This is a genomic window from Xanthomarina arctica (assembly GCF_014638915.1).
Taxonomy (GTDB): Bacteria; Bacteroidota; Bacteroidia; order Flavobacteriales; family Flavobacteriaceae; genus Xanthomarina; species Xanthomarina arctica.
In genome coordinates this window covers 87,125-112,398 of the sequence record NZ_BMFQ01000004.1, presented here as the reverse complement: position 1 = coordinate 112,398, position 25,274 = coordinate 87,125, and the positions used below count along the sequence as shown (strand labels likewise).

Below are 25,274 nucleotides of genomic sequence, written 5' to 3'. Positions count from 1 at the left end.
AATGGCAGTAGACTTACTACTAGGATTACAATGGGGTGACGAAGGCAAAGGAAAAATTGTTGATGTTCTTACCTCCAATTACAATATTATTGCACGTTTTCAAGGTGGTCCAAATGCTGGACATACTTTAGAATTTGATGGCATAAAACATGTTTTAAGAACTATTCCTTCCGGGATTTTTCACAAGGAATCCATGAATGTTATTGGTAATGGTGTGGTCATTGATCCTGTTGTTTTTGCAAAAGAATTAGAAGGTTTAGATCAATTTAAAATCGATTATAAAAAGTCACTTATTATTTCTAGAAAAGCGCATGTCATTCTTCCAACGCATAGATTGCTAGATGCTGCAAGCGAAGCTTCAAAAGGAAAAGCTAAAATTGGTTCCACTCTTAAAGGAATTGGCCCAACTTATATGGATAAAACTGGAAGAAACGGAATTCGTGTTGGCGATTTAGAATTACCTGATTGGAAAGAAAAATATCGTGCTTTAGCTAATAAGCATGAGGCCATGATAAAATTCAATAATGTGGATGTTCAATACAATTTGGATGAAATGGAAGTTGAATTTTTTGAAGCTGTTGAAGTTTTAAAATCTTTACAATTTATAGATTCTGAAGAATATTTATATCAAGCCCAAAAAGCTGGAAAAACTATTTTAGCTGAAGGAGCTCAAGGCTCACTTTTAGATATCGATTTTGGAACTTATCCGTTTGTAACTTCAAGTAACACTACTGCAGCTGGAGCTTGTACAGGTTTAGGAGTTGCTCCAAATCAAATTGGCGATGTATATGGGATTTTTAAAGCCTATACAACACGTGTTGGTTCTGGCCCTTTTCCAACAGAATTATTTGATGAAGTTGGTGCAGACATGGCAAGGATCGGAAACGAATTTGGTGCTGTAACCGGGCGTGGTAGACGTTGTGGCTGGTTAGATTTAATAGCTTTAAAATATGCTTGTCAGGTAAATGGTGTCACAAAATTAATGATGATGAAAGGCGATGTGCTTTCAGGTTTCAAAGCCTTAAAAGTATGTACGGCCTACAATTACAAAGGAGAAACAATTACGCATCTACCTTATAATATTGAACCAGAAAACTTAACACCTATTTATACAGACTTTAAAGGGTGGAAAGAAGATTTAACTAAAATGACAGAAGCGTCTCAATTCCCTAAAGAATTGAACGACTATATAGATTTCTTAGAAAAGGAACTTGAAATCCCTATCTATTTAGTTTCTGTTGGACCAGACAGAAAACAGACTATTTTTAGATAAACCTTTTATAAAAATACCATATTAGACCTTTTAGTTTTAAAACACTGAAAGGTCTTTTCTATTAAAAATATCTTAATGCAAGCTAACAGAAGATATTAATCATTATTTTTGGGCAAAATTTACAATGTTGCAAAAAACAAGTCAAAATATATTAAGCATTTTCTTTTGTGTACTATTCTTAGGCGTTTCATTTGCCCAAGAACAGAAGCGTATAGAGATTAAATACTCTGGCTTTTTAGAGTTTAAGGAAGATGAGGCTCCAGGCTTGAAAGTAATGACTCGTGACGACTCGCAACAAATTCACGTAATTCACGAAGGGGTTAATATGTATTGCGATCAAGCGTTACTTTATAGCAACGAAGATTTTATTGAGGCTTACGGAAATGTCAGAATGATTCAAGGAGACACCATCAATATGACAGCCGCTTATTTAGAATACAGCGGAAAAACCAAATTGGCTTTTGCTAGTGGCGATGTTGTTCTTACAGAACCAAATTCAACCTTAACAACAGACACCTTATACTTTGATCGCGTCAAGCAACAATCATATTATAAAAGTGGTGGCCAAGTGGTTCGGGATTCGTCAGGAACTATTACCAGTAGAATTGGACGTTATTATATGGATTCCAAAAAGTATCAGTTTGTAAATGATGTCGTGTTAACACATCCTGATTACAATATCAATACTACCCATTTGGATTTTTATTCTGAAAGTGGTTATGCTTATTTATATGGTCCTTCAACCATTGTTACTGATGAGAGTAAAACCTATTGTGAAAAAGGGTTTTATGATACCGAAAACAAAACAGGTTACGGCATTAAAAATACGAAGATTGAATATGATAATCGGGTATTTGAAGGTGATAGTATGTATTTTGATAATACCAGAAGTTTCGCTTCGGCAACCAATAATATCATTGTAACAGATACCATTAATAAAAGTATTATAAGAGGTCATTATGCCGAAGTTTATAAAGCCAAAGATTCGGTTTTTATAACAAAAAGAGCTCTAGCAATCTCTGTACAACAGAAAGACTCCATTTATATTCATGCAGACACCTTAATGATAACTGGAAAAGCTGATAAGCGTATAACCAGAGCTTTTAGAAACACCAAGTTGTACAAATCGGATATGAGTGGGAAAGCAGATTCTATTCATGTTGATCATCAATCGGGATTAACGCAACTTATCAATCTCTCGAGATTAGGACCAAAAGATGCATTTGCTGTAAAACGAAGACCTGTAATCTGGAATTTAGACAACCAAATTTCGGGAGACACCATTCATTTAAAATCAAATCCGAAAACCGAAAAACTAGATTCTTTAATCGTTTTCTATGATGCGTTTTTAATTAGTAAAGACACCATTAGCGCCGACAGTTACAATCAAATTTCAGGCAAAAGACTCATTGGATTATTTGATAAAGAGAACAATTTAAGGCAAATCGACATTATTAAAAATGCCGAATCCATCTTTTTTGCTAGAAATGAAGAACAAGAACTTATTGGCATAGATAAAGCGAAATCTGGAAGCATCACTGTTTTCTTTGCCGATGGAGAAATGGAACAATACAACCGTTACAATCAGGTGGATGCAAAAACTTTTCCAGAAGCAGAATTCCCCAAAAATGCTAGAAAATTAAGAGGTTTCGATTATCGAGATGATGAGCGCCCTAAAAGCGTGGAAGATTTATTTAGTGAGGATGCGCCTTTGGAATTAACTAAAATTAAAGGCATGGAAGATTATGTGCCTCAAGAAGCCTTTTTCGATGAAAGCATGATCGAACGGATTAACAAAGCTGAAAAAGCTGAAGTACCAGTTCTAATTAAAGAAGGTGAAAATAGCGATAATACAACTAAAGAACGTTCTAAAGCCGCTAGACAAGTGCCTCAAAGCATTATAGATAGTGTGCAGTTAAAAAAGGAAATCAAAAAACCGATTCTTAAGGACCCGAGTAACTAATTATGGCAGATGATTTTTTAAAATATCAAGCGCAAACTTCGCCTCATCCATTAGCTATGAAAGTATCTCATGCTAAAGGTTCTTATGTTTACGATGTAAATAACAAAGCCTATTTAGATTTTGTGGCTGGAGTTTCAGCCTGTACCTTAGGGCATTGTCACCCAAAAGTAGTTACAGCAATTAAGGAACAATTAGACAGCTATTTACATGTCATGGTTTATGGCGAATATATACAAGAACCAGCTGTAGAATTAGCAAAATTATTGGCCAAAAACTTACCCAATTCCTTAGAAAAAACATATTTAACCAATTCTGGAACCGAAGCCATTGAAGGTGCTTTAAAATTAGCAAAAAGAGCCACAGGAAGAAGTCAAATTATTTCCGCAAACAATGCGTATCATGGCAGCACCATGGGAGCTATGAGTGTTATGGGCTTTGAAGAACGCAAAAGAGCCTTTAGACCTTTGTTACCAGATGTGTCATACATTACCTTTAATAACGAAGAGGATTTAATCAAAATAACAAAAAAAACGGCCTGTGTTGTTTTAGAAACCATTCAGGGCGGCGCTGGTTTTATTGAACCTCAAAATCATTATTTAGAAAAAGTTAGAGAACGTTGCGACAAAGTTGGGGCTCTTTTAATTTTAGATGAAATTCAACCAGGTATTGGCAGAACAGGAAAGTTATTCGGGTTCGAACATTATAATTGTGTTCCAGATATTTTAGTAACAGGAAAAGGTCTTGGTGGAGGCATGCCAATTGGTGCATTTACGGCTTCATCCAAATTAATGGATTTATTACAAGACCACCCCAAATTAGGTCATATTACTACATTTGGTGGGCATCCAGTGATTGCTGCCGCAGCTTTAGCCACTTTAAAGGAAGTTACAAAAAGTGATTTAATACCGCAGACACTAGAAAAAGAACAACTTTTTAGAAAACATTTAGTGCATCCATTAATAGTACAAATTCGCGGAAAAGGATTAATGCTCGCGGCAATGACCCCTTCCGCAGATATTACAAACGAATTGATTTTAGGGTGTCAAGATGAAGGACTTATTCTCTTTTGGCTACTTTTTGAACCTAAGGCAATACGGATAACACCTCCATTAACCATTTCAAAAGATGAAATTATTGAAGGTTGTCAAATTATTTTAAAAGTTCTTGATAAAATTCAAAAGAAATACAGCTCATCAACTAACTGATAGTCAGACAAAACCAAGCCTTTCCCTTAAAGTGTTCATTACTTTGTTAAAAACATTTAGGCTATTATATCATAAAAAACAAATAGTACGTTACATTTAGTAATGCAAACCATATAAATGTGCTTATGGAGTTTAGTCCCAATAACAATATATCTCTTACAAAGTTTGAATCGATGCTTAAAACAAACCATGTTTTGTTTTTCGATTCGGAGGAATTTGAGAACATTATACATCATTACTTAACTCAAGGTAAAATTTCTCTTGCTAAAAAAGCAATAAAATTAGGTCTAGAGCAACACCCCGATTCTACTAGTTTAAAACTTTTTAGAGTTGAAATTTATGTTTTTGAAGATAAACTTGACGAGGCAGATTCTTTATTGAATGAGCTCTACGAACTAGAACCACACAACGAAGAAATCTATATTCAAAAAGCAAATATCTTTTCAAAAAAAGACAATCATAAAAAGGCGATTCAAGCATTAAAAAAAGCCTTAGAACTTACAGATGATGTTCAAGATATTTACTCCCTAATTGGTATGGAGTACTTATTTATGGATAAATTTGAGGAAGCAAAATACTATTTCATGAAGTGCATGGAAGAAGATTATGAAGATTATTCTGCTTTGTATAACATGATCTATTGCTTTGAATTTCTTGATCAATTCGATGAAGCCATAGAATACTTAAATTCATTTTTAAACAAAAACCCTTATAGTGAAGTCGCTTGGCATCAATTAGGAAAACAATATTTTGCTTTAAAAGAACACGAAAAAGCTCTAGCTGCATTTGAATTTGCTATCATCTCTGACGACACCTTTATTGGTGCCTATCTCGAAAAAGGGAAAGTTTTAGAAAAATTAAAACGTTATGAAGATGCTTTAGAAGCCTATTCCATAACTCTAGAGTTAGATGACATTACGTCGTTTGCGCTTTTACGAATTGGCCACTGTTATGAGAAACTAAATCAAAATGAACTAGCCATTCAATATTACACCAAAACAGTTAAAGAAGATCCCTTATTAGATAAAGGATGGATTGCTATTACTAAGTTTTATAATAAAAAGCGAAATTATAAAAAATCCCTTTATTACATTAATAAAGCTATAAATATTGATTCTGAAAATGTAGTTTATTGGAAATTATATGCGCAATTAAACTTTCGATTAAATTTTTTAGAAGAAGCTGAAAGAGGTTATAAAAAAGTAATAGAATTAGGAAATCACGAATTAGAAACCTGGATGGTTAGAGGTGATATTTTACTAAAACTTGGAGAAACTGAAGCGGCTGTTTATCATTTTTTACAGGCCTCTGAATTCTACCCGGAAAATGCCGAAATTGAATATCGATTGGCAGGTTTATACTTTACTTTAAATGAAACTGAAAAAGGAAAATATCACTTAAAAAATGGCTTGTGCTTTAATATTGAATATGCGTTTATTTTAGAAGAACTCTTTCCAAAAGTCTATAAAAAACGTCTAATTAAAAACTTGCTTAAATCCAAATAATAGTAAAAACGTCTAACGTAAATTACATACCTTTGGTTTTCTATTTAAAAAACGAGACATGCAGAGACGTTTTAAAGACTATTTCTTAATTACATTAAAAGGTGTTGCCATGGGAGCTGCAGATGCTGTTCCTGGAGTTTCTGGTGGAACAATTGCTCTTATTTCGGGTATCTACGAAGAGTTGATTTCTACCATTAGCAATGTCAATTTTTCGCTTATAAAAACGCTTCGTACTGAAGGTTTCAAAGCTTTCTGGACAGCCTTAAATGGAAATTTCATCCTAGCACTTTTAATAGGTATTTTAACCAGTTTTGCATCGTTTATGCGATTAGCAAAATATCTAATTGAAGAACAGCCCATTTTAATCTGGTCGTTCTTTTTTGGATTAATAATTGCCAGTATTTTCTTTGTAGGGAAACAGATTAAGAAGTGGAACCCAGCTACTTTTATTTCATTAATTATTGGTGCCATTCTAGCTTATTATGTCACCACCTTACCTTCGATGGCAAACAATAGCAACCCCCTATTTTTATTCCTTGCTGGTGCTATCGCTATTTGCGCCATGATTTTACCGGGAATTTCAGGGTCTTTTATTTTGGTGATTCTTGGAGCCTACAAAACGTTAAGCGATGCTTTTCACGATTGGGATTTTAAACGTATTGCTATTTTTGGCCTTGGTGCAGTTGTTGGTTTACTAAGTTTTAGTCGCGTTTTAAAATGGCTTTTTAAGCATTATTATAATACAACCTTAGCACTTTTAACAGGCTTTATTATAGGTTCCTTAAATAAAATTTGGCCTTGGAAAAAATCTATTCTGGTTCTAAAGGATAGCACGGGATTAACCATGCCTTTTTCTGAAGTATCCAATTTAGGGTCGCTCTCCGTGTACCAACAACAAATAAACAACTTCGATTCTTATAAAATTGTAACAGAAGAAAGCGTTTCTCCTTATGTCTATTCTTCTATTAACGACGCAGTGAACAATCAATTATTTGTTGCTATCGCACTAATTATTGCAGGTTTTTTAACTATTTTTATTCTTGAGAAAATAGGAAACAAACAAACCTAATGCAAAGTACCAGGACATTTAAAGATAAAGTATTTCTAGTTTTAAAAGGACTAGGAATGGGAGCTGCCAATAAGGTTCCTGGTGTTTCTGGAGGTGTGGTAGCATTTGTGGCAGGTTTTTATGAGGAATTTATATACTCTCTTCAAAAAGTAAATGGAAAAGCCTTTAAACTTCTTATTAACGGACGTTACAAAAGTTTTTATCAATATATTAATGGGAGATTTTTAAGCTTGCTTTTCTTAGGAATGGTTGTAAGCTATTTTAGTATCTCTAAAATATTAGATTATCTTATTAAACATTATGAGCTCTATGTTTGGAGTGTATTCTTCGGAATGATTATTGGCTCAATTTATTATATAAGCAAAGATTTTAAAGATTGGAATTATAGAACCACTTTGTCCCTAATTATTGGGATTATGGTTGGTCTTAGCATTAGTTTTTTAGATCCAGCCACAGAGAACGATAATTTATTCTTTGTTTTCTTCTGTGGTATTATCAGCGTAGCAGGAATGACCTTGCCTGGTTTTTCGGGATCTTTCATTTTAATTATTTTAGGAAATTATGTGCTTTTATTAGTCGATTCTGTAAATGCGCTTTATGACACGTTTGCTCAAATAATAACAGGAGATTTTAGCTTTGTAAACAACCTAGAACGTATGAGAATGCTAAAAGTTTTAGCCGTATTTACCATAGGTTCTGTGGTTGGTTTGGTAACGTTTTCTCATATCCTAAATTATATTTTAAAACATTATAAAAGTATTACTATTGCCGCAATAATTGGGTTTATTGTTGGATCACTTGGCGTAGTTTGGCCATGGAAAAAAACCATCTTTAAAACGCAAAATAATGGTGAGTTCGTTTTGGATTCCACAGGACGCCAAATTATTGAAAATTACAAACGCTTTATTCCAGAATTAAATAGTACCACCTATAATGCCATTGGATTTATAGTATTAGGTATTATCATTGTTTTGGCATTAGAAATATACGGTCAGAAAACCAGAAAAATACATGAATAAATTTGGTCTCATAGGTAAAAACATCTCCTATTCATTTTCTAAAAATTATTTTAAAATTAAATTTAAAGATGAAAGCATTCTCGATGCTTCATATGAAAACTTTGATATTCAAGATATTAGTGCTTTTCCTGAAATCCTTAAAAACAATCCGAATATAAAAGGCTTAAACGTCACAATTCCTTATAAAGAAGAAATCCTTCCTTATCTAAACAAATTGGATAAGAAAGCAAAAAAAATAGGTGCAGTTAACACTATCAAAATAACTAAAAAAGGAAAATTAAAAGGCTACAATACAGATTATTACGGATTTAAAAAATCTTTAAAACAGCATCTAGAACCTCATCATAAAAAAGCACTTATTTTAGGAACTGGAGGGGCTAGTAAAGCTATTGCTTACGCTCTAAAAAAATTGAATATTGAAACTAATTTTGTTTCACGAAGTATTTCAAAAGAAACAGCTTATACCTACACCTCTTTAACTAAAAACGACATTGAAAGTCATCAAATAATTATTAATTGCACACCTTTAGGCACGCATCCGAATATTGATGAATGCCCGGAAATTCCTTATGAAGCAATAACCGAAAACCACATCCTTTTCGATTTAATTTACAATCCAGAGGAGTCCAAATTTCTTCTATTCGGGAAAGAAAAAAATGCGACAACCATAAACGGATTCCAAATGCTAATTTTCCAGGCAGATAAAGCGTGGAAAATCTGGAATTATTAGCTTAAAATCATATATAATTAGCCGAAGTCTTTGTTAATAATGCAGTTGTTATTACCTTTAACGCTAGAGTATTTTATTACGAACCATAACATTTTACAAAAATGTCAGAGCAAGATAACCTGCAAGAAGCAGACGGAAAGAAAGAATTAGAAATTTCAACAGAAAACATAGAAGATTCTACAACACCTAAACAAGAGATTACAGAAGAAATCGAAGACACTGAAAACGACGATAAAGTAATTTCTGAAATAGAAGAATCTAACGCTGAAGATGCTGAAGATGAAGGCAGTATAGACAGACATTCCATAACTAAAAAGGATTATGAGAAAATGTCTATGGAAGAACTTGCTGAAGAGTTGGAACACCTTGTAAATAACCAAAAGGTACAAGCTATAAAAACTCATGTGGAAGAAATACGCAGCGAATTTAAATCAAAATTCAGCACGCTTTTAGATGAAAAGAAAGAGGAATTCTTAAATGAAGGTGGTAGCGAAATCGATTTTTTCTATTCCAGTCCCATTCAAAAACGTTATAAAGACTCTATAAAAGACTATAGAACCAAATTAAATGCTCATTATAAAAGCTTAGAAAAAAGTCTTAAAGATAATTTAGCCGAAAGGTTAGATATAATTGAAGAAATAAAAGGCTTAATTAATGTTGAAGAAAACATTAATACAACCTATAAACATTTTAAAGATTTACAAGAAAGATGGCGTAAGGCTGGCCCAATTCCAAGAGACAAGTACAACAATGCTTGGAATAGCTACCATCATCATGTGGAGATATTTTATGATTTTCTTCATTTAAATCGTGATTTAAGAGATTTAGATTTTAAACATAATCTAGAACAAAAAGTAAAAATAATTGTTCGTGCAGAAGAGTTAGCTCAAGACGACGATTTAAATCGTGCTTTTAGAGAACTTCAAGTTTTACACAAAATGTGGAAAGAAGAACTTGGACCTGTCGATAAAGAATACAGAGAAGAAATTTGGAAACGCTTTAAAGCGGCTACTAAGAAAATTCACGACAAGCGTCAGGTATATTTTGAACAACTTGATGAAGAATATGAAAAAAACTTAGAGCTAAAACATGTTCTTATAGGCAAAATAAAAGATTTAGGTGAAAAAGGTGCCAAAACTCATAATGAGTGGCAGAAAAAAATTAAAGAAATTGAAGTTTTAAGAAACGAGTTTTTTAGCGCTGGAAAAGTACCCATTAAGGTAAACGAAGCAACTTGGGCATCTTTTAAAACAGCCGTAAGATATTTTAACAAAAAGAAAAACGACTATTATAAAGATCTAAAAAAAGATCAATATGATAATCTGAATAAAAAGCTTGAATTAATTAAAATTGCAGAAGCGAACAAAGACAGTGACGACTTTGATGCAACTACAGCTTTGATGAAGAAGATTCAAAACGACTGGAAGAATATTGGTCATGTGCCAAGAAAAAACAGCGATAAAATCTGGAATCAATTTAAAGCCGCCTGCAACCATTATTTTGATAAATTACACGAAGCCAAAAACGAAGAAAACAAAGAAGAAATAGAAGCTTACAACTCCAAAGTAACATTACTGGATGAGATTAAAGCTATCGAATTTTCTGGAGAGAAGGCAACAGACTTAAAAACGATTAAAGACTATATAGAACAGTGGAAAACTATTGGAACTGTCCCTAACAACAAAAGGCACATTGAAGGGAAGTTAAACAAAGTTCTAGATACTTGCTTTAAAAGCTTAAAATTAAATAAAACAGAAGCCGAACTTATAAAATTTGAAAACAAACTTGAAGTTTTAAGTAATTCGGACGATTCTAGACATTTAGACAACGAGCGTTCTTTTATCAGTAAAAAAATACAAGAAGTCAAAAGCGAAATCAACCAATTAGAGAATAACTTACAGTTTTTCACTAATGTAGATGAAAGCAATCCATTTGTAAAAGAGGTTTTGAATAATATTCAAAAACATAAAGATACTCTGGCTCTTTGGGAGACTAAACTAAATAAGATCAAGGCATTCTATTAAGAATAGTATTTTTTCTTAGCTCTATAAAACATTAAATCCTATTTGCATGAAATAAGTAAAACTTATTCGACAAATAGGATTTAATCTAACTAAACTAACTAAAAAGTTATTTTTTTCCCAACAAAAAAATAACCTACTTATTAATTGAATGACCTTCTGTATGGTAAGAACTTAAGCTATTAATCTATTACTCATGAAATAAAAAGTGTCATTCAATTATTATATATACGCACAGATATCTCTTTTGGATTACGAGGTTTAAAAAAAAATGTTTATTATTCGTATTTAACTAAAATTCAAAAGGTTGCAAATAATAATTTATCTAATTAAATCTTTTGAGACCGCCCGCCAAGACTTTCGGACAGGCTTTGCTTCTTCCCAAATTTAGTATTTGAAAATCACAGATTTTCCAGTTACATCTTTTGAGACCGCTTTGCTTCTTCCCAAATTTAGTATTTGAAAATCACAGATTTTCCAATTACATCTTTTGAGACCGCTTTGCTTCTTCCCAAATTTAGTATTTGAAAATCACAGATTTTCCAATTACATCTTTTGAGACCGCTTTGCTTCTTCCCAAATTTAGTATTTGAAAATCACAGATTTTCCAATTACATCTTTTGAGACCGCTTTGCTTCTTCCCAAAAGACATCCATTTCAGCTAAGGTCATATCTTTTAAATCCTTGTTTAAAGATTTAGCTTTAGATTCCAAATATTGAAAGCGTTTAGAGAATTTTTTATTTGTTCTTTCTAAGGCGTTCTCTGGGTTTATTTTTAAAAACCTAGCATAGTTTACCAAAGAAAACATAACATCTCCAAACTCATCTTCCATGCCGTTTAAGTTGCCATTTTTTACCTCGTGTTTAAACTCAGCTAGCTCCTCTTCTACTTTTTCCCAAACTTGGCTTGGTTCTTCCCAATCAAAACCTACACCAGCCACTTTATCTTGAATTCTACTCGCTTTTACTAAAGCAGGTAGACTTTTAGGCACGCCTTCAAGAACACTAGATCTTCCTTCTTTAAGTTTTAGGTTTTCCCAATTTCGTTTTACGTCTTCTTCATTTTCAACAATCACATCGCCATAAATATGTGGATGTCTATCAATTAATTTATCGGAAATTCCATTACAAACATCAGCAATATCGAAATCTTTAGTTTCACTTCCAATTTTTGAATAAAACACAATATGCAATAAGACATCACCCAGTTCCTTCTTGACCTCTTCTAAATCGTTATCTAAAATAGCATCACCTAATTCGTAAGTTTCCTCAATAGTAAGATGTCTTAATGTTTCCATGGTTTGCTTCTTATCCCAAGGACACTGTGCACGTAACTCGTCCATAATAGTTAATAACCGGTCGAAAGCTTTTAGTTGATTTTCTCTAGAATTCATTTGTGATGTTTTGATAAAATTACAATTTTTAATAGGATTGATTTAGGATATAAAGCAAAAAATCCAGCCTGTAAAGCTAGATTTTTTGTAATTTATTTTAATGAAAGAACTAATACTATTCTTCTTCGTCTGAAACAGCTGCTTCAACTTCAAAATCTAACATATCGTGTTTATGAAGTAAGTTATACCATTGAATTACTTTCTTGATATCGCTTACATACACACGCTCTTCGTCGTAATCTGGTAAGATTTCAAAGAAATATTCTTCTAATGCATCTTTACTGTCTTTATGACTAACAGGAGTGACATTACTGTTTTCTTTTTCTTTAATTTTAGTTAAAACCTCACGCAAAGGCACTTCTTCCGTTAGGGTATAAATAGCAATTTCGCTTAATACACTAACATTTTGATGAATGTTTACAGACAATCTTTTATTATCTAATAAAGATTCTGCAATAAAACCACCGCGAGTTTGGGTAATTAATTTATATAATCCTGGTTTCCCGGAAATGGCTAATACTTTTTCTAAACTCATAATTAATTTTTAAGGATCGCAAATATGCTACGTTTGTTATATTAAAACAAATTTTATCGTTTCTTTTTTTGATTAGGGAAGCGCATTCTATAATCAACACTAATTTTTCCTTTAGAAATATTAGTTAGTTTCCCTTTTATTAAGCGTTTTTTTAAAGCTGAAAGTTTATCAGTAAATAAAACACCTTCAATATGGTCATATTCATGTTGAATAACACGTGCTATTAAACCACTAAATTTTTCGGTATGTGTTTCAAAATTCTCATCTTGATATACAATCGTTATATTAGGTTTTCTAAACACATCTTCTCTAACATCTGGAATACTTAAGCAACCTTCGTTAAAAACCCATTCGTCACCTTCTTCCATTGTTATTTGGGCATTGATAAAAGTGCGTTTAAAACCTTTTAATTCGTCTTGCTCTTCAGGAGTTAACTCTTCGTCTTCAGAAAATGGAGACGTGTCTACAATAAACAACCTTATTGGAAGTCCAATTTGAGGCGCAGCTAAACCAACTCCAAAAGCACCATCCATGGTTTCATACATGTTATCTAAAAGTTCAGATAGTTTTGGGTAGTCTTTAGTAATCTCTCCACCTTTTTTCTTTAAAACTGGATCGCCATAAGCTACAATAGGTAATATCATTTTTTGTGTTTTGATAAATTCTCTGCAAAAATACAATCTTTAATTTATATCCATAAAAAAACTCCTTTTATTATAAAGGAGTTTTAATTTAAAATATATAAAAGATTTTTAACATCTTTTGCTTTTATCAGCAATGAAAAATAAATCTATTTCGCCTTTTAATTTGGAATTAATTCTTGCATTTAAGATATCTCTCTTTTTAGCAGCAATTTGTTCAGCAGAATCAATACTTAAAACTACCTCAGATATTATAGGATTTATTTCAATTGAAGTTTGAGAGTTCATATTAAAAGTTCCTAAAAATGCTACGAAAATTAAAGTCAAAAATGTTTTCATGTCGTGTATTGTTTTATTGAGACAGGACAAATATATGTTCGACGAACGGTATTAAAAGAATAAATTTGTTGAAACCCGCTGTAAATTCGTTAATATGATGAAGACATGTATTTCACCGATAAACGTACTACTCATAAACCTTAACAAATGGTTGTTCGTCGATTTATTGAAATAGTTGCTATTTTGAAGACAGATAACTTTGAAGAATGAGAGTTGCGCTAATTTCGTCAACTAAGGCTTTATTCTTGCGTTTCTTTTTAGAAAGACCACTATCAATCATAGTTTGAAACGCCATTTTGGATGTAAACCTTTCATCCACTCGAATAACAGGTATGCTAGGAATGGATTTTTTTAATTTCTCTAAAAATGGGATAATTAAGACTTCACTTTCAGAAGGGTCATTATTCATTTGTTTAGGTTCTCCAACCACAAATATATCCACGTTCTCTGCAGAAGTATAAGATATTAAATAAGCTATTAATTCTTTGGTTGCTACTGTTTCGAGTCCAAATGCAATAAGTTGCAATTCGTCTGTAACTGCGATTCCTGTTCTTACTTTCCCAAAATCTATAGCTAATACTCTTCCCATAGGTCAAAGTTACTACTTAAAAAGAGAAGATTCATGAACTGTTTAAAATTTCATATTTATAATCAAATCTAATTCTATGGATTTTGAATGAATAGCCTTTAGAGATTTCAATTATAGGCTTATCTTTGTGAAACGTATAATTAAATAACTAATGTTCCCGCTTTCGTGGGAAAACACTATGAAACAACTACAGCAAATTATAGAAAAAGCTTGGGACGACCGCAGCTTATTAACAGATAAAGTAACCATAGAAAGCATCCGAAATGTTATAGACTTATTAGACGCTGGAACTTTGCGTGTTGCTGAACCAACAGAGAATGGCTGGCAAGTAAACGAATGGGTTAAAAAAGCTGTAGTCTTATATTTCCCTATTCAAAAAATGGAAACCTTTGAAGTTGGAATTTTTGAATATCACGATAAAATTCCTTTAAAAACCGGTTATGCTGACAAAGGCATTCGCGTGGTGCCACATGCCGTTGCCAGACATGGTGCTTACATTTCTAAAGGTGTTATTTTAATGCCAAGTTATGTAAATATTGGAGCTTATGTTGACGAAGGAACCATGGTAGACACATGGGCAACTGTTGGTAGTTGTGCACAAATTGGTAAAAACGTCCATCTTTCTGGTGGTGTTGGTATTGGAGGCGTACTAGAACCGTTACAAGCAGCTCCTGTTATTATCGAAGATGGTGCCTTTATTGGTTCCAGATGTATTGTTGTAGAAGGTGTACGTGTAGAAAAAGAAGCCGTTCTAGGTGCCAATGTGGTATTAACTATGAGCACAAAAATTATTGATGTTACTGGAAAGGAGCCAGTAGAAACTAAAGGTGTTATTCCTGCTCGTTCTGTGGTAATTCCTGGTAGCTATACTAAAATGTTTCCTGCAGGAGAGTTTCAAGTACCATGTGCATTAATTATTGGAAAGCGTAAAGAAAGTACTAATAAAAAGACATCCCTAAACGATGCCTTACGTGAGTATGGTGTAGCTGTATAGGCTCGTTGCACTTCGCAAATAATAAAATTTAAAAAACTAAATTCCAAAATCAATATATTCCATGTTGGTTTTGGAATTTTTTTTATTCCGATTTGAATCTCATTTTTCTACCAGAACGTCTCAATTTCTTAGAATCTACTTTCTTTTGAAATGCTCTACTATGTTTCAACATTAAGGTATAAGTTTCATCGTAAGTCTTATTGTATAATTTAGAATACGTTTTGGACATATATTTAACCATAGTTCTAGACAACCACAAACGTCTAAAATTGTGCATACGATCGTTAAAGTCCATAACCTCAAAATGCATTCGATTTAAATCTATAAGATAGAAATCATATTGTTTCTCTTCTTTCTCAATAATCAAAGTATTTCCAGGAGAATGGTCTAAAAAATTAATATTGTTTTCGTGTAGCTTAAAGGTGAAGGCTGCAAATTGTTGTAATATCTCTTTCCTATTAGGAAAAAGTGGCTTGTGTATTAAATCTCTAAAATCGAAATCGTAGTTCACATGCTTACTTATATAATAACTAGTTGTTAGTCCTAAAAAATTACTATTTTCAATATATGCAATAGGAAATGGCGTTAAAATTTGACAGGCAATTAATTTCTCAGCATATTCAAAGGAACGTTTTGCCTTAGATTTTCGAATATACTTATACACAAAACTATTAAAGGCACTTGGTTTCTTGAACGACTTAACATTTAAAGCTTCCCCATTTACTTCAAATTGCTTGATAACATTTCGCTGACCAATAGTTACAGCTTCCCCAGAAGTTTCAAAATCTGCAATAATAGATTTTAAAGCTTCGTTTAAATGTTGGTATTGAGAATGGATGTGTATAATTTTGATTGTGTTTTGAATTTTCTCAAAGATATGTTAATTGATATTTTAATAAAAGTAGAAAATATAATACTTTGCAGTTAATTAAGTTTTAAGTTGATTAATTTTTATAAAAAAAGATTCCCACTTTCCTGTCTGCCGACAGGCAGGCGTGAGAACTAAGATGAAAAAAATACTTGTAATACAAAATAAACGTATTGGAGATGTTTTAATAGCTTCGGTAATAGCTCAAAACATGAAAAAAGTCTTTCCCGAAAGTGAGATTGATTTTTTGGTGTACGATTATACGGTTGGCGTTATTGAAAACCATCCCGACATTAGTCATATTATTGAAGTAAATGACAAGGAACTAAAAAAACTTGGGAATTTAAAAAAGCTTATCCAAGCAGTTAGAAAAAAAGAGTATGATATTATTTTCGATCCTTATTCTAAATTACAAAGCCGACTTGTTTGTTATTTTTCCAAAGCTCCTATTAGAATCGGCTTTCAAAAAAGAGGCAAAAACCCATTATTAAAATTTTACACCCATAACATTCCGTTTTTAGAAGACAAAACAAAGATTTGTGGCAAGGCTATTGAAGATAGAATTAATATGGTGACTTCTGTTTTCGATTTACCTGAAAATCAAATTGAATACGAACCAAAAATTGTTTTAACTGAAGAAGAAAAGCAATATAAAAAACTAGACACATATAATAAACCTTTTATCATGCTGGGTATTTTAGGGAGCACGCCTCAAAAATCTATGCCTTATGAATATATTGTTGAACTGATAGATTTTATTACGGACACCTACCAAGTGAATGTGCTTTTTAACTATGCTCCTCATCAAAAAGAAGATGCTCTTAACATCTATGAGTCCTGTAAAAACAAAGACAGCATTGTTATCGATATATATGAAGATAGTATCCGAGGTTTCATAAAACTCATGAATAAATGTGTGCTTTTAGTTGGGAACGAAGGAGGTGTTGTACATATCTCGAAAGCTTTAGACAAACCTACATTTACTATTTTCTCACCATATGTCATGAAAGACCATTGGGCTAGTTTTGAAGATGGCAAAAAACATGCATCTATCCATTTACTGGAAGAAAAACCAGAATTATATGATGAAAACAGTGTTGAAAACAGACGGAAAATTGAAGCAGACCCCAGCTTTATGTACAAGCAATTAACCCCAGAACTTATTATCCCTAAACTAGAAAATTTTTTAAAGTTCAATTTAAAAAACAAGGTTTGAAAATAATAGACAAGTTTCATAATTGGAGAAGAAAAAAGCGTTGGGATAGGCAATATAAAAAAGGCCGTTGGGACAATTTAAAAAAGCCTATTGAAGCATCTCGATATCATACTATAAAAGAGTTTATAATTTCTTATGGTAAAGACCAACCAAGTATTTTAGACTTAGGATCTGGAGAAGGTGTTCTAAACGAATATTTAGACTTAAATTCATACAACTATTTTTTAGGAATGGATTTTTCTAAAGTTTCTATTGAAAAAGCCAAGGAGAAGCAATTCCCAAATTCTAATTTTATCACAGCAGACATTCATAGTTTTACTCCAGACAGAAAATATGATGTCATTATTTTTAATGAAGCTTTTTATTACATTCAAGATTCTGAAAAAGAAAATGTCTTAAACCGCATCTTAAACTTTTTAGAAGACGAAGGCATCCTTATCGTTTCAATATATCAAGAAGGAACCAGTTGCTGGGAATACTTCAATAAACTGCAACAACTAAATCATAAAGTTGTAAAGACTCAAGAAGAAAAAAGGTATTGGAAAATAGGTGCTTATAAAAAATAGGTGTTGCTATTTACCAACAATCCCAAAATCGGTCCACGTTTTTTGTTCCGTTTTAGTTGTTTTTCTAATAGCTAGGTTTTTATCAATAGACTCCTGATTTTTATAACCTCGCGGATGATCTAAGTGAATACAAACTGCACTATATCTAATCTGTTTTCCTTTAATTCCAAGATTCATTAAGCGCTCACCTAGCTCTCTGTCTTGACCTCCATATTGCATACGTTCGTCAAATCCATTTATTGCAACAATATCTTTCTTCCAACCAGATGCATTATGTCCATTCCAACTAGCATTTGTAGGTGTAATCGCGTTTAAAAACCAAGACTTAAAACCTTTAGCTGTTAATTTATTATTTTTAAAAGACGCTTTTAAACCTTGAGATTTTAGCCATTTTAAATTAAAACAATTACCATTTAGAATAGATTCTTTAGTAATGGCTTTCGAAATAGTCATTGGCAACATAAAATAGCCACCAGACAAGAAATAACCTATTTCTCTTTCTCTAAAATGTACCTCAACAAAATCTTCTCTAGGAATACAATCGCCATCAGACATTAAAATATAATCTGCTTGACACTTTACAATAGCCTTATTTAAAATCTGAGATTTCTGAAATCCATTATCCTCATGCCAAACATGAGTAATTGGATAAAACACTTCCTTCTTTAAAGCTTCAATAAGATCTATGGTTTCTTGTTTAGAACCATCGTCTGCAATTACAACCTCAAAGTTCTGGTAAGTTTGATTGTTATAACCATGTAATACGTTTGCCAACCATTCAGGAGAATTGTAAGTACTAATTATTATAGAAATGGAAATCTCACTCATTAATTTATTGTTTTCTAAGGCAAAGATAAACATATTTAAGGTATTTGTTTTAATGGTTTAGAATGGTTTCAAATGAAATGGAATCTGTTATATTTAGGAATTCAAGAATTCACAAAAAATATAATTGGAACTATTTTAATAGAAATAATTTTAATAACGACTCCTAATACCATTTCCACCAAAAGTTATTGCCAATTTGGAAAGAGATAATTAGTAAGAATCAACAAACTCCTGTGATATAGCATTTTTTTCCACTTCTTTTATTTATCTTAGGGCTCACTTCTTAAAGACCTAATAAAAATAAATCACCCTCACAAAAAACATTAAAATCAATGAACATAACAGTGAAAAACATGTTAGCAGTTGTTGCGGGACTCGTAATTGGAAGTATTGTAAATATGGGCTTAATTAGTATAAGTGGCTCTATAATTCCTCCCCCAGAAGGAGTAGATAACACAACTATGGAAGGACTAAAAGAATCCATGCATTTGTTTCAATCCAAACATTTTATATTTCCATTTTTGGCACATGCCTTAGGCACTCTGGTTGGAGCCATAATCGCAGCAAAAATTGCAGCAACTCATAAAATAACATTCGCATTGGTAATTGGTGTTTTTTTCTTAATTGGCGGTATTGTTAGTGTGGTCATGTTACCTTCGCCAACTTGGTTCTCCATTCTTGATCTTGTTGGTGCTTACATTCCAATGGCTTGGCTTGGAGGAAAAATAGCCATAAAAAAGGTATCCAATTAAAGATGTAAATTACTTTTTTGAAATTAATTTAAAATCGTAATATTGAATCTTACATTTCTATGAAAAAACTATCAGTCATCATTCCCACATTTAACGAGGAAGCCTATTTAAAAAATGCGCTTCTTTCAGTATCGTTTGCCGATGAAATAATTGTGATAGATTCTTTAAGCACAGATAAAACCATAGAAATCGCACAAGCTTTTGGTTGCAAAGTAATAAACAGAAAATTCGATAATTTTTCGAACCAGAAAAACCATGCCCTTCAGTACGCTACTGGAGAATGGATTTTGTTTATTGATGGAGACGAACGTATTACCTACAAGTTAAAACAAGAAATTCTTGAAGCCATGGATTCTGGCAAACATGCTGGTTACAAACTTAACTTTCCACATTTTTATATGAATCGGTTTTTGTACCATCATAGCGATAACGTAACCAGATTAGTCCTTAGAGAAAAATGTCGTTTTGAAGGTTCTGTCCACGAAAAACTGATTGTAGAAGGTTCCATTGGGAAACTTAAAAACCCCGTTTTGCATTTTACTTACAAAGGCTTGATGCACTACATAAGCAAAAAAGACAGTTATGCTTGGTTTCAAGCCGAACAACTTTTAAACAAAGGGAAAAAAGCGACTTATTTTCATTTAGCTTTTAAACCCTTTTACCGTTTTTTTAGCAGTTATATTTTACGAGCTGGTTTTATGGATGGCATTCCTGGATTAGCTGTGGCTAGTATTAATGCTTATGGTGTTTTTTCACGTTATGTAAAGCTTATACTTTTACAAAAAGGCATTAAATAAGTATTAAAAAAACAATTTTCCGATCTTTAATTTCCTTTTAAAAGTAGCCAAACTATCTTCTCCCTTAATATCTAAGCGCTCAATTTCGTAATTGTTTCTAAATGGAAATTTATTTACTCTGTTTCCAATTCGTAAGCCATAAGCTATCTGATTCTTATTCAACAAACTAAAAAACTGTTCCTGAGCCTTGCCTTTTCGCGGATATTTCCCATAAGGGTAAGCTAAAGTGTTATGTATTTCTAAATTGTTTCTAACTATAAAATCTTTGCAGGTATCAAAATCTACCTGTATGTCCTCAACAGACATTTCATCATATTTTTTATGCGAAAAACTATGTAAACCAAGTTCGACAATTTCAGAATCCAAAGATTTTAATTGGGTAACAGACATAATCTTTTCTTCATCTGTGTTCCAAGAATCTGTACCATTTACATATTTAAACGGCACATAAAAACAGGCTTTTAAACCATATTTCTTTAGCAAGGGATAAGCTAATTCTAGCTGATTGATATAGACATCATCAAAAGTGATGATGACGGCTTTCTTCGGGAAATCTGCTGGTCCCGTTAAATGCTGTAAATCCTTAAAATGTAAAGTTTGATAGCCATTTTCCTTTAAGTAAGAAAATTGTTCTTCCAATTTTGAAACAGCAATAGTTAAGTCCCGACTCTCTTCAAGATTCGCACTCACGCTATGATACATTAAAATAGGAAGTTTTGGCATTGCTAGTTATAATTGAAAAAAATCTTTGTAAATTGATTCGTTTTAACACAAAGATATAAAGGGATTAGCAATATATTTGATAAAACTGAAATTTTATAAATGATAAGCGCTTTAGCTATAACCTACAACGAAGAATCTAACATTGAAAGATACATAGAAAGCTTGTCTTTTGCCGATGAAATTATTATTGTAGATTCTTTTAGTACTGATAATACTGTTGCTTTAGCTAACAAACACAACGTAAAAACTGTGCAACGTACATTTGATAATTTTTCAAACCAAAAAAATTATGCCATTTCCTTGGCAAAAAATGACTGGGTCGTTTTTTTCGACTTAGATGAAAAAATTTCAGAACCACTTGCTAAAGAAATCGTTTCAACGGTAAATTCTGAAAATCCTTTGAAAGCCTATAAAGTGAAACGCAACGTTATTTTTATGGGCAAACGTTTAAAATACAGCGGTTTTCAAACAGATGAAGTTATCAGGTTATTCAATAAAAACTACTGTAAATACAATGGGAATTCGGTACATGAAATCATTGAAACTTCAGAAAAAATTGGGCTTTTAAAAAACAGGTCAGATCACGATACCTATAAGAGTTTTGATAATTACAATCAGAAATTAACTCAGTATAGCAAATTGCAGGCACAGCAATTATTCAAAAAAAATGTGCGACCAAATATGTACCATTTCCTTTTTAGACCTTGGTACAGATTTATGCATCAATATTTTTTAAGGCTGGGCATTTTAGATGGCAAAGAAGGATTTATCTTAGCTTACATCAATGCTTTTTCGGTATTTAAACGCTATATTCAACTTTGGTTGATGTATAGAAAAATTAATTGATTTATGAGGCTTTTACAAATCACAGCATCGAATGTCTGGAGAGGACACGAACAACAAATAGCTTATTATTATGATGAATTCGACTCTAAAATTGAGCATCAAGTATTACTTTGTCCTACTAACACCCGTTTAGCTGAAATTGCCGAAGAAAAAAATTACACATTTTACGCTTTACCTGATTATTCTAAATCTAAAAAACTTTGGATTAGCACCATAAATAAAATTGTAAAAGAGCACAAAATAGACATTATTCTTATCCATAACAGCAAAGCACATACGCTTTGTATTATGTATTCACTGTTATATCAATCTAAAATTCCGATGGTGTTTTTTAGAACATTAATTAAAAAAGTGGATACCAATGCGCTTAGGAAATGGAAATACAATTATAAGCATCTTAAAAAACTGGTTTGCGTCTCGCAAGCAGTTGTCGATGTTTTAAAACCAGCCATTAAAGACCATTCTAGATTAAGTATTGTAGGAAGTGCCACAGATATTAGCGAATTCCCAAAAAAGAAAGCCACAGGGCTTTTACACCGTGAATTTAATTTACCAGAAGACAGTATTTTAATAGGAAACATTTCAGCTTTTGTTCCCTTTAAGGATCATTATACCTTTGTAAATGCTGCAAAAATTATAAAATTTAAAAAACCTAATACCAAATTCATTCTTGTTGGAAAAGGGGAATTAGAAGACGAGATAAAAGCATATGTAAAGGAATTAGGTCTTGAAAAGGATTTTATTTTTACAGGTTTCAGAAAAGATATTCCAGAGATTTTTCCAGAATTTGATGTCTTTATGTTTACTTCAAAATTAGAACCTACTGGAGGTGTTTTGTTAGAGGCCTATAATTGCCATGTACCAATTGTTGCAACTAATTATGGCGGTATTCCCGAGGTTGTTGAAAACAACAAAACTGGTATTTTATGCGAAAAAGAAAATGCTGAAGCTTTTGCCGAAGCAACTCTTAAAATAATAGAAGACAAGAACTTAAGAGATCAATTTGTTTTACAAGGCGAAAAACACTTATTAGCCAATTTTACAAAGGAAATTATTGCGGATAAAATGTTAAAAGAACTTCAGGAAGTTCTTAATTAGGCTTTATATGAAACACATTCTCTATCCAACCTGCCAAAGTGTATTTATACAAAACATCCATTGAAATTTCTTGATAAGGTGTTTTAAAAAAAGCATCAGGAATCTGGATATTATGAACATCAACAACCATCATGTTATTCGGATTATAAAAATCGTAATGAACTACATCTTTATTCGTTGTAATTAGTTTTTTCTTGTAACCTAAAGATTCGAACACTCTAAAGCTTAATCCATGTTGATTTTCCTTCTGAACATCCAAAAGCACATCTGCCTTTAAAAGATAATTCTTAACATCTTTAAGTGGCATATACTCCTGAGTAAATGTCACCAAATTTGAAACTTCTTCTTTCTCTTTTCTAATTATAATAGTGTAATCTAAGTGCTTACTTTTAAAATAAGTTGCCATCTTTTCAAGAGCTCCAAAACGCTCATCGTAAGACGAAATATTAAAGATCTTACATTCTGGATTTATTTGATTTATTGTATCAAAATCGTAAATAAAATTTGTGCTAAATGAAAGATTATATTTTTCAACATCCTTTTTCTCATAACTAAATACAGTATCAAAGTAAGGAATTAATGCAATTTTTTCTGGAAAATTTGAAATAGCATCGAAGTAAAATGAGTAATAATTTTTGGTGTATTTTTTCAAAGCAATTATAGTATCCAATTCTAACTTATCAGGTCTTACAACTATAATAAAATCTTGTTTTCCTAAAGCTTGAACTTGTCTAAATATTTCTTGAGATTTATAGATGTCTTTGATATTCTTTTTAAGGAATGTTTTTCTTAAAAGGTTCTTAAACTTATCAAATACAGATTTATATTGATAATGAAAACTTGAATAATTAATATAAACCGCCTGAGTCTCAGGATGTGCTTGTAATTCCTTTATAAGAAAATCCAAGTACCCAAAAGATTTAGGAGCAATGATGGTAATCTTTTTCATCTTTTAGTATAAGCTATGGTTTAATTTAAAACTTGTAAAACCTGTTTTTCGATTGAAGATATAGAAAATGGTTCTAAAATTTTCTCCGAAGCGTTACTAACATCCATCCATAATGCTTCGTCTTCATATAATTTAAGAATATTATCTGCTAAATCTTGAGACGAAGTAGCTATTAAACCCCTAGAAATAACGCAAAAATTAAATCCTTCTGCACCAACAGGGGTGGTAACAACTGGCAAGCCATACTCTAAACTTTGTCCAATTTTCCCTTTCACTCCCGCTCCATAACGTAAAGGCGCCACAAAAACTCGTGAAGTATTAAAGTAATGTGAAATGCTTTCTACATATCCCAGCACAGAAAACCTATCTGAATTTAAGGCTAACATCTCTTTTGTAGGATAACTTCCAACAATTGTAACTTTAATATTTTTATTTTTCTCCCAAACTAAAGGCATAATATCATTATATAGAAATTTTACAGCATCTTCGTTGGGTTTATGCGAAAATCCTCCAACAAAAAACAAGCCTTCCCTTTGTTTAAAAGGCACTTTTTCCACATCCAAATATTGATGAACATTACCAATAGTTATCATATTATCTTGTTTAGGATAAAATTCCTTTAAAGCAATTTCATCCTCTTTTGATATTGTAATAACGATATCTGCTTGCTGACAGTTTTTAACTTCTGTTTTTAAATATTTTTCAGCTTCTTTCTTCGTTTTAACCACTTTTGTTTTGTCCCACTCCCTAATTAATCTTAAGTAATGAAAATCGACCATATCGTAGATTAATTTGACCTCTTTACGTTTCGATACTAAATCCACATAATCTTTAAACACATCTGCTCTATGAAGCCAAGCATAGTCAATTTTAGGCAATATAGAATCTATAAATAATTCTTTGGTTATAAAGTCTCCATTTTCGTCAATGGAAGGTTCGTAAACAATAGCTCCTAGTTTTTTATAGTGCGCAACGTATTCGGTTTTGTATTTATACTCTTTTTTATCTGCAACTAGAAAAACACCAAATCCATGATTCAACAAAATATTAATTATTTTGTATAAGCGTCTAGAACCCGAATCTTTATCAAATTCAGGAATAATGGAATCTATTATTAAAACATTTTTTTTAGAATATGAAATTTTACTAAAATCAAAACATTTATTTGCTTTAGTCAGACGACGTTTTAGCTGAAACGTTTTATATTTTAATCTTAGATCTTTGTAAAATGACATGTAGTATAGATTTGGTTTTATTACAAACTAAAACACTTCTTTTAAAATACAAAAGTAGGTTATTTACTTATAAACTTTTTAGTCCTTTTTATTTTGTTTAGTAAGAATGAATTATTTTT

The 25,274-nt window shown here is 31.9% G+C and carries 25 protein-coding genes; 15 read left to right on the top strand and 10 right to left on the bottom strand.

Annotated elements, in window-relative coordinates:
* The first annotated feature begins 1 nt into the window (after position 1).
* The 8 genes from IEV77_RS15455 (at position 2) to IEV77_RS15420 (ending at position 10,788) form a co-directional block, all read left to right on the top strand.
* Complete coding sequence (locus tag IEV77_RS15455) at positions 2-1,273, top strand: adenylosuccinate synthase (protein ID WP_188466460.1); 1,272 nt, start codon at positions 2-4, stop codon at positions 1,271-1,273.
* Positions 1,274-1,397: 124 nt separating this feature from the next.
* Complete coding sequence (locus tag IEV77_RS15450) at positions 1,398-3,236, top strand: OstA-like protein (protein WP_188466458.1); 1,839 nt, start codon at positions 1,398-1,400, stop codon at positions 3,234-3,236.
* Between the two features lie 2 nt (positions 3,237-3,238).
* On the top strand, positions 3,239-4,441 hold the full coding sequence (locus IEV77_RS15445; RefSeq protein ID WP_188466456.1) for an aspartate aminotransferase family protein: 1,203 nt from the start codon (positions 3,239-3,241) through the stop codon (positions 4,439-4,441).
* 125 nt (positions 4,442-4,566) lie between these two features.
* The gene (locus tag IEV77_RS15440) at positions 4,567-5,946 is read left to right on the top strand and encodes a tetratricopeptide repeat protein (protein ID WP_188466454.1); all 1,380 of its coding nucleotides are present in this window, start codon (positions 4,567-4,569) and stop codon (positions 5,944-5,946) included.
* Positions 5,947-6,004: 58 nt separating this feature from the next.
* Positions 6,005-7,015, top strand: coding sequence for a DUF368 domain-containing protein (locus IEV77_RS15435; protein WP_188466452.1), 1,011 nt, complete (start codon positions 6,005-6,007; stop codon positions 7,013-7,015).
* Positions 7,015-8,034 carry a DUF368 domain-containing protein gene (locus tag IEV77_RS15430; protein ID WP_188466450.1) on the top strand — a complete coding sequence of 340 codons (1,020 nt, stop codon included), beginning with the start codon at positions 7,015-7,017 and terminating at the stop codon, positions 8,032-8,034. The genes IEV77_RS15435 and IEV77_RS15430 overlap by 1 nt, the downstream gene beginning before the upstream one ends.
* Positions 8,027-8,764, top strand: a complete 738-nt coding sequence (locus IEV77_RS15425) for a shikimate dehydrogenase family protein (protein ID WP_188466448.1) — start codon at positions 8,027-8,029, stop codon at positions 8,762-8,764. Before IEV77_RS15430 ends, IEV77_RS15425 begins: the two co-directional genes overlap by 8 nt.
* Before the next feature lie 101 nt (positions 8,765-8,865).
* Positions 8,866-10,788 (top strand): DUF349 domain-containing protein, encoded by a 1,923-nt coding sequence (locus IEV77_RS15420; RefSeq protein ID WP_188466446.1) that lies wholly within the window; start codon positions 8,866-8,868, stop codon positions 10,786-10,788.
* A gap of 608 nt (positions 10,789-11,396) precedes the next feature.
* Here the strand turns inward: IEV77_RS15420 and mazG are convergent.
* From mazG to ruvX, 5 genes are all read right to left on the bottom strand, one after another.
* Complete coding sequence (gene mazG, locus IEV77_RS15415) at positions 11,397-12,179, bottom strand: nucleoside triphosphate pyrophosphohydrolase (RefSeq protein WP_188466444.1); 783 nt, start codon at positions 12,177-12,179, stop codon at positions 11,397-11,399.
* A gap of 115 nt (positions 12,180-12,294) precedes the next feature.
* Entirely contained in the window at positions 12,295-12,714 is a 420-nt protein-coding gene (locus tag IEV77_RS15410) for a DUF5606 family protein (RefSeq protein WP_188466442.1), read from the bottom strand.
* Between the two features lie 53 nt (positions 12,715-12,767).
* Positions 12,768-13,358, bottom strand: a complete 591-nt coding sequence (def, locus tag IEV77_RS15405) for a peptide deformylase (RefSeq protein ID WP_188466440.1) — start codon at positions 13,356-13,358, stop codon at positions 12,768-12,770.
* Positions 13,359-13,466: 108 nt separating this feature from the next.
* Positions 13,467-13,694 carry a hypothetical protein gene (locus tag IEV77_RS15400; protein WP_188466438.1) on the bottom strand — a complete coding sequence of 76 codons (228 nt, stop codon included), beginning with the start codon at positions 13,692-13,694 and terminating at the stop codon, positions 13,467-13,469.
* Positions 13,695-13,872: 178 nt separating this feature from the next.
* A complete protein-coding gene (ruvX, locus tag IEV77_RS15395; RefSeq protein ID WP_188466436.1) occupies positions 13,873-14,283 on the bottom strand; it encodes a Holliday junction resolvase RuvX in 411 nt (136 codons plus the stop codon).
* A gap of 178 nt (positions 14,284-14,461) precedes the next feature.
* Between ruvX and IEV77_RS15390 the strand changes: the two genes are divergently transcribed.
* A complete protein-coding gene (locus IEV77_RS15390) occupies positions 14,462-15,277 on the top strand; it encodes a 2,3,4,5-tetrahydropyridine-2,6-dicarboxylate N-succinyltransferase (RefSeq protein WP_188466434.1) in 816 nt (271 codons plus the stop codon).
* Positions 15,278-15,359: 82 nt separating this feature from the next.
* Here the strand turns inward: IEV77_RS15390 and IEV77_RS15385 are convergent, their stop codons facing one another.
* The gene (locus tag IEV77_RS15385) at positions 15,360-15,941 is read right to left on the bottom strand and encodes a lipopolysaccharide kinase InaA family protein (RefSeq protein WP_229736693.1); all 582 of its coding nucleotides are present in this window, start codon (positions 15,939-15,941) and stop codon (positions 15,360-15,362) included.
* 343 nt (positions 15,942-16,284) lie between these two features.
* Between IEV77_RS15385 and IEV77_RS15380 the strand changes: the two genes are divergently transcribed.
* On the top strand, positions 16,285-17,361 hold the full coding sequence (locus IEV77_RS15380; RefSeq protein ID WP_188466432.1) for a glycosyltransferase family 9 protein: 1,077 nt from the start codon (positions 16,285-16,287) through the stop codon (positions 17,359-17,361).
* A complete protein-coding gene (locus tag IEV77_RS15375; RefSeq protein ID WP_188466430.1) occupies positions 17,358-17,927 on the top strand; it encodes a class I SAM-dependent methyltransferase in 570 nt (189 codons plus the stop codon). Before IEV77_RS15380 ends, IEV77_RS15375 begins: the two co-directional genes overlap by 4 nt.
* A gap of 6 nt (positions 17,928-17,933) precedes the next feature.
* On the opposite strand, the gene IEV77_RS15370 is transcribed toward IEV77_RS15375, so the two are convergent.
* Complete coding sequence (locus IEV77_RS15370; protein WP_188466428.1) at positions 17,934-18,755, bottom strand: glycosyltransferase family 2 protein; 822 nt, start codon at positions 18,753-18,755, stop codon at positions 17,934-17,936.
* Between the two features lie 332 nt (positions 18,756-19,087).
* Between IEV77_RS15370 and IEV77_RS15365 the strand changes: the two genes are divergently transcribed.
* Together IEV77_RS15365 and IEV77_RS15360 are read left to right on the top strand one after the other, a co-directional pair.
* A complete protein-coding gene (locus tag IEV77_RS15365) occupies positions 19,088-19,507 on the top strand; it encodes a hypothetical protein (protein WP_188466426.1) in 420 nt (139 codons plus the stop codon).
* Positions 19,508-19,566: 59 nt separating this feature from the next.
* Complete coding sequence (locus tag IEV77_RS15360; RefSeq protein WP_188466424.1) at positions 19,567-20,304, top strand: glycosyltransferase family 2 protein; 738 nt, start codon at positions 19,567-19,569, stop codon at positions 20,302-20,304.
* A 3-nt stretch (positions 20,305-20,307) separates the two neighbouring features.
* On the opposite strand, the gene IEV77_RS15355 is transcribed toward IEV77_RS15360, so the two are convergent.
* Positions 20,308-21,027, bottom strand: a complete 720-nt coding sequence (locus IEV77_RS15355; RefSeq protein ID WP_188466422.1) for a polysaccharide deacetylase family protein — start codon at positions 21,025-21,027, stop codon at positions 20,308-20,310.
* A gap of 99 nt (positions 21,028-21,126) precedes the next feature.
* On the opposite strand from IEV77_RS15355, the gene IEV77_RS15350 reads away from it, so the two are divergent.
* Both IEV77_RS15350 and IEV77_RS15345 read left to right on the top strand, forming a co-directional pair.
* Positions 21,127-21,873 carry a glycosyltransferase family 2 protein gene (locus IEV77_RS15350; RefSeq protein WP_188466420.1) on the top strand — a complete coding sequence of 249 codons (747 nt, stop codon included), beginning with the start codon at positions 21,127-21,129 and terminating at the stop codon, positions 21,871-21,873.
* A gap of 3 nt (positions 21,874-21,876) precedes the next feature.
* Positions 21,877-22,971 (top strand): glycosyltransferase family 4 protein, encoded by a 1,095-nt coding sequence (locus tag IEV77_RS15345; protein WP_188466419.1) that lies wholly within the window; start codon positions 21,877-21,879, stop codon positions 22,969-22,971.
* On the opposite strand, the gene IEV77_RS15340 is transcribed toward IEV77_RS15345, so the two are convergent.
* Positions 22,964-23,920 (bottom strand): WaaS/CpsH family glycosyltransferase, encoded by a 957-nt coding sequence (locus IEV77_RS15340; RefSeq protein ID WP_188466417.1) that lies wholly within the window; start codon positions 23,918-23,920, stop codon positions 22,964-22,966. The two genes, IEV77_RS15345 and IEV77_RS15340, sit on opposite strands and share 8 nt — an antisense overlap.
* A gap of 20 nt (positions 23,921-23,940) precedes the next feature.
* Positions 23,941-25,155, bottom strand: a complete 1,215-nt coding sequence (locus IEV77_RS15335; protein WP_188466415.1) for a glycosyltransferase — start codon at positions 25,153-25,155, stop codon at positions 23,941-23,943.
* Positions 25,156-25,274 lie beyond the last annotated feature (119 nt).

Excerpts from the sequence above, each read along its gene's own strand:
- IEV77_RS15455 (WP_188466460.1), top strand. The coding sequence starts at position 2 with ATGGCAGTAGACTTACTACTAGGATTACAATGGGGTGACGAAGGCAAA.
- IEV77_RS15450 (WP_188466458.1), top strand. The coding sequence starts at position 1,398 with ATGTTGCAAAAAACAAGTCAAAATATATTAAGCATTTTCTTTTGTGTA.
- IEV77_RS15445 (WP_188466456.1), top strand. The coding sequence starts at position 3,239 with ATGGCAGATGATTTTTTAAAATATCAAGCGCAAACTTCGCCTCATCCA.
- IEV77_RS15440 (WP_188466454.1), top strand. The coding sequence starts at position 4,567 with ATGGAGTTTAGTCCCAATAACAATATATCTCTTACAAAGTTTGAATCG.
- IEV77_RS15435 (WP_188466452.1), top strand. The coding sequence starts at position 6,005 with ATGCAGAGACGTTTTAAAGACTATTTCTTAATTACATTAAAAGGTGTT.
- IEV77_RS15430 (WP_188466450.1), top strand. The coding sequence starts at position 7,015 with ATGCAAAGTACCAGGACATTTAAAGATAAAGTATTTCTAGTTTTAAAA.
- IEV77_RS15425 (WP_188466448.1), top strand. The coding sequence starts at position 8,027 with ATGAATAAATTTGGTCTCATAGGTAAAAACATCTCCTATTCATTTTCT.
- IEV77_RS15420 (WP_188466446.1), top strand. The coding sequence starts at position 8,866 with ATGTCAGAGCAAGATAACCTGCAAGAAGCAGACGGAAAGAAAGAATTA.
- mazG (WP_188466444.1), bottom strand. The coding sequence starts at position 12,179 with ATGAATTCTAGAGAAAATCAACTAAAAGCTTTCGACCGGTTATTAACT.
- IEV77_RS15410 (WP_188466442.1), bottom strand. The coding sequence starts at position 12,714 with ATGAGTTTAGAAAAAGTATTAGCCATTTCCGGGAAACCAGGATTATAT.
- def (WP_188466440.1), bottom strand. The coding sequence starts at position 13,358 with ATGATATTACCTATTGTAGCTTATGGCGATCCAGTTTTAAAGAAAAAA.
- IEV77_RS15400 (WP_188466438.1), bottom strand. The coding sequence starts at position 13,694 with ATGAAAACATTTTTGACTTTAATTTTCGTAGCATTTTTAGGAACTTTT.
- ruvX (WP_188466436.1), bottom strand. The coding sequence starts at position 14,283 with ATGGGAAGAGTATTAGCTATAGATTTTGGGAAAGTAAGAACAGGAATC.
- IEV77_RS15390 (WP_188466434.1), top strand. The coding sequence starts at position 14,462 with ATGAAACAACTACAGCAAATTATAGAAAAAGCTTGGGACGACCGCAGC.
- IEV77_RS15380 (WP_188466432.1), top strand. The coding sequence starts at position 16,285 with ATGAAAAAAATACTTGTAATACAAAATAAACGTATTGGAGATGTTTTA.
- IEV77_RS15370 (WP_188466428.1), bottom strand. The coding sequence starts at position 18,755 with ATGAGTGAGATTTCCATTTCTATAATAATTAGTACTTACAATTCTCCT.
- IEV77_RS15365 (WP_188466426.1), top strand. The coding sequence starts at position 19,088 with ATGAACATAACAGTGAAAAACATGTTAGCAGTTGTTGCGGGACTCGTA.
- IEV77_RS15360 (WP_188466424.1), top strand. The coding sequence starts at position 19,567 with ATGAAAAAACTATCAGTCATCATTCCCACATTTAACGAGGAAGCCTAT.
- IEV77_RS15355 (WP_188466422.1), bottom strand. The coding sequence starts at position 21,027 with ATGCCAAAACTTCCTATTTTAATGTATCATAGCGTGAGTGCGAATCTT.
- IEV77_RS15350 (WP_188466420.1), top strand. The coding sequence starts at position 21,127 with ATGATAAGCGCTTTAGCTATAACCTACAACGAAGAATCTAACATTGAA.
- IEV77_RS15345 (WP_188466419.1), top strand. The coding sequence starts at position 21,877 with ATGAGGCTTTTACAAATCACAGCATCGAATGTCTGGAGAGGACACGAA.
- IEV77_RS15340 (WP_188466417.1), bottom strand. The coding sequence starts at position 23,920 with ATGAAAAAGATTACCATCATTGCTCCTAAATCTTTTGGGTACTTGGAT.
- IEV77_RS15335 (WP_188466415.1), bottom strand. The coding sequence starts at position 25,155 with ATGTCATTTTACAAAGATCTAAGATTAAAATATAAAACGTTTCAGCTA.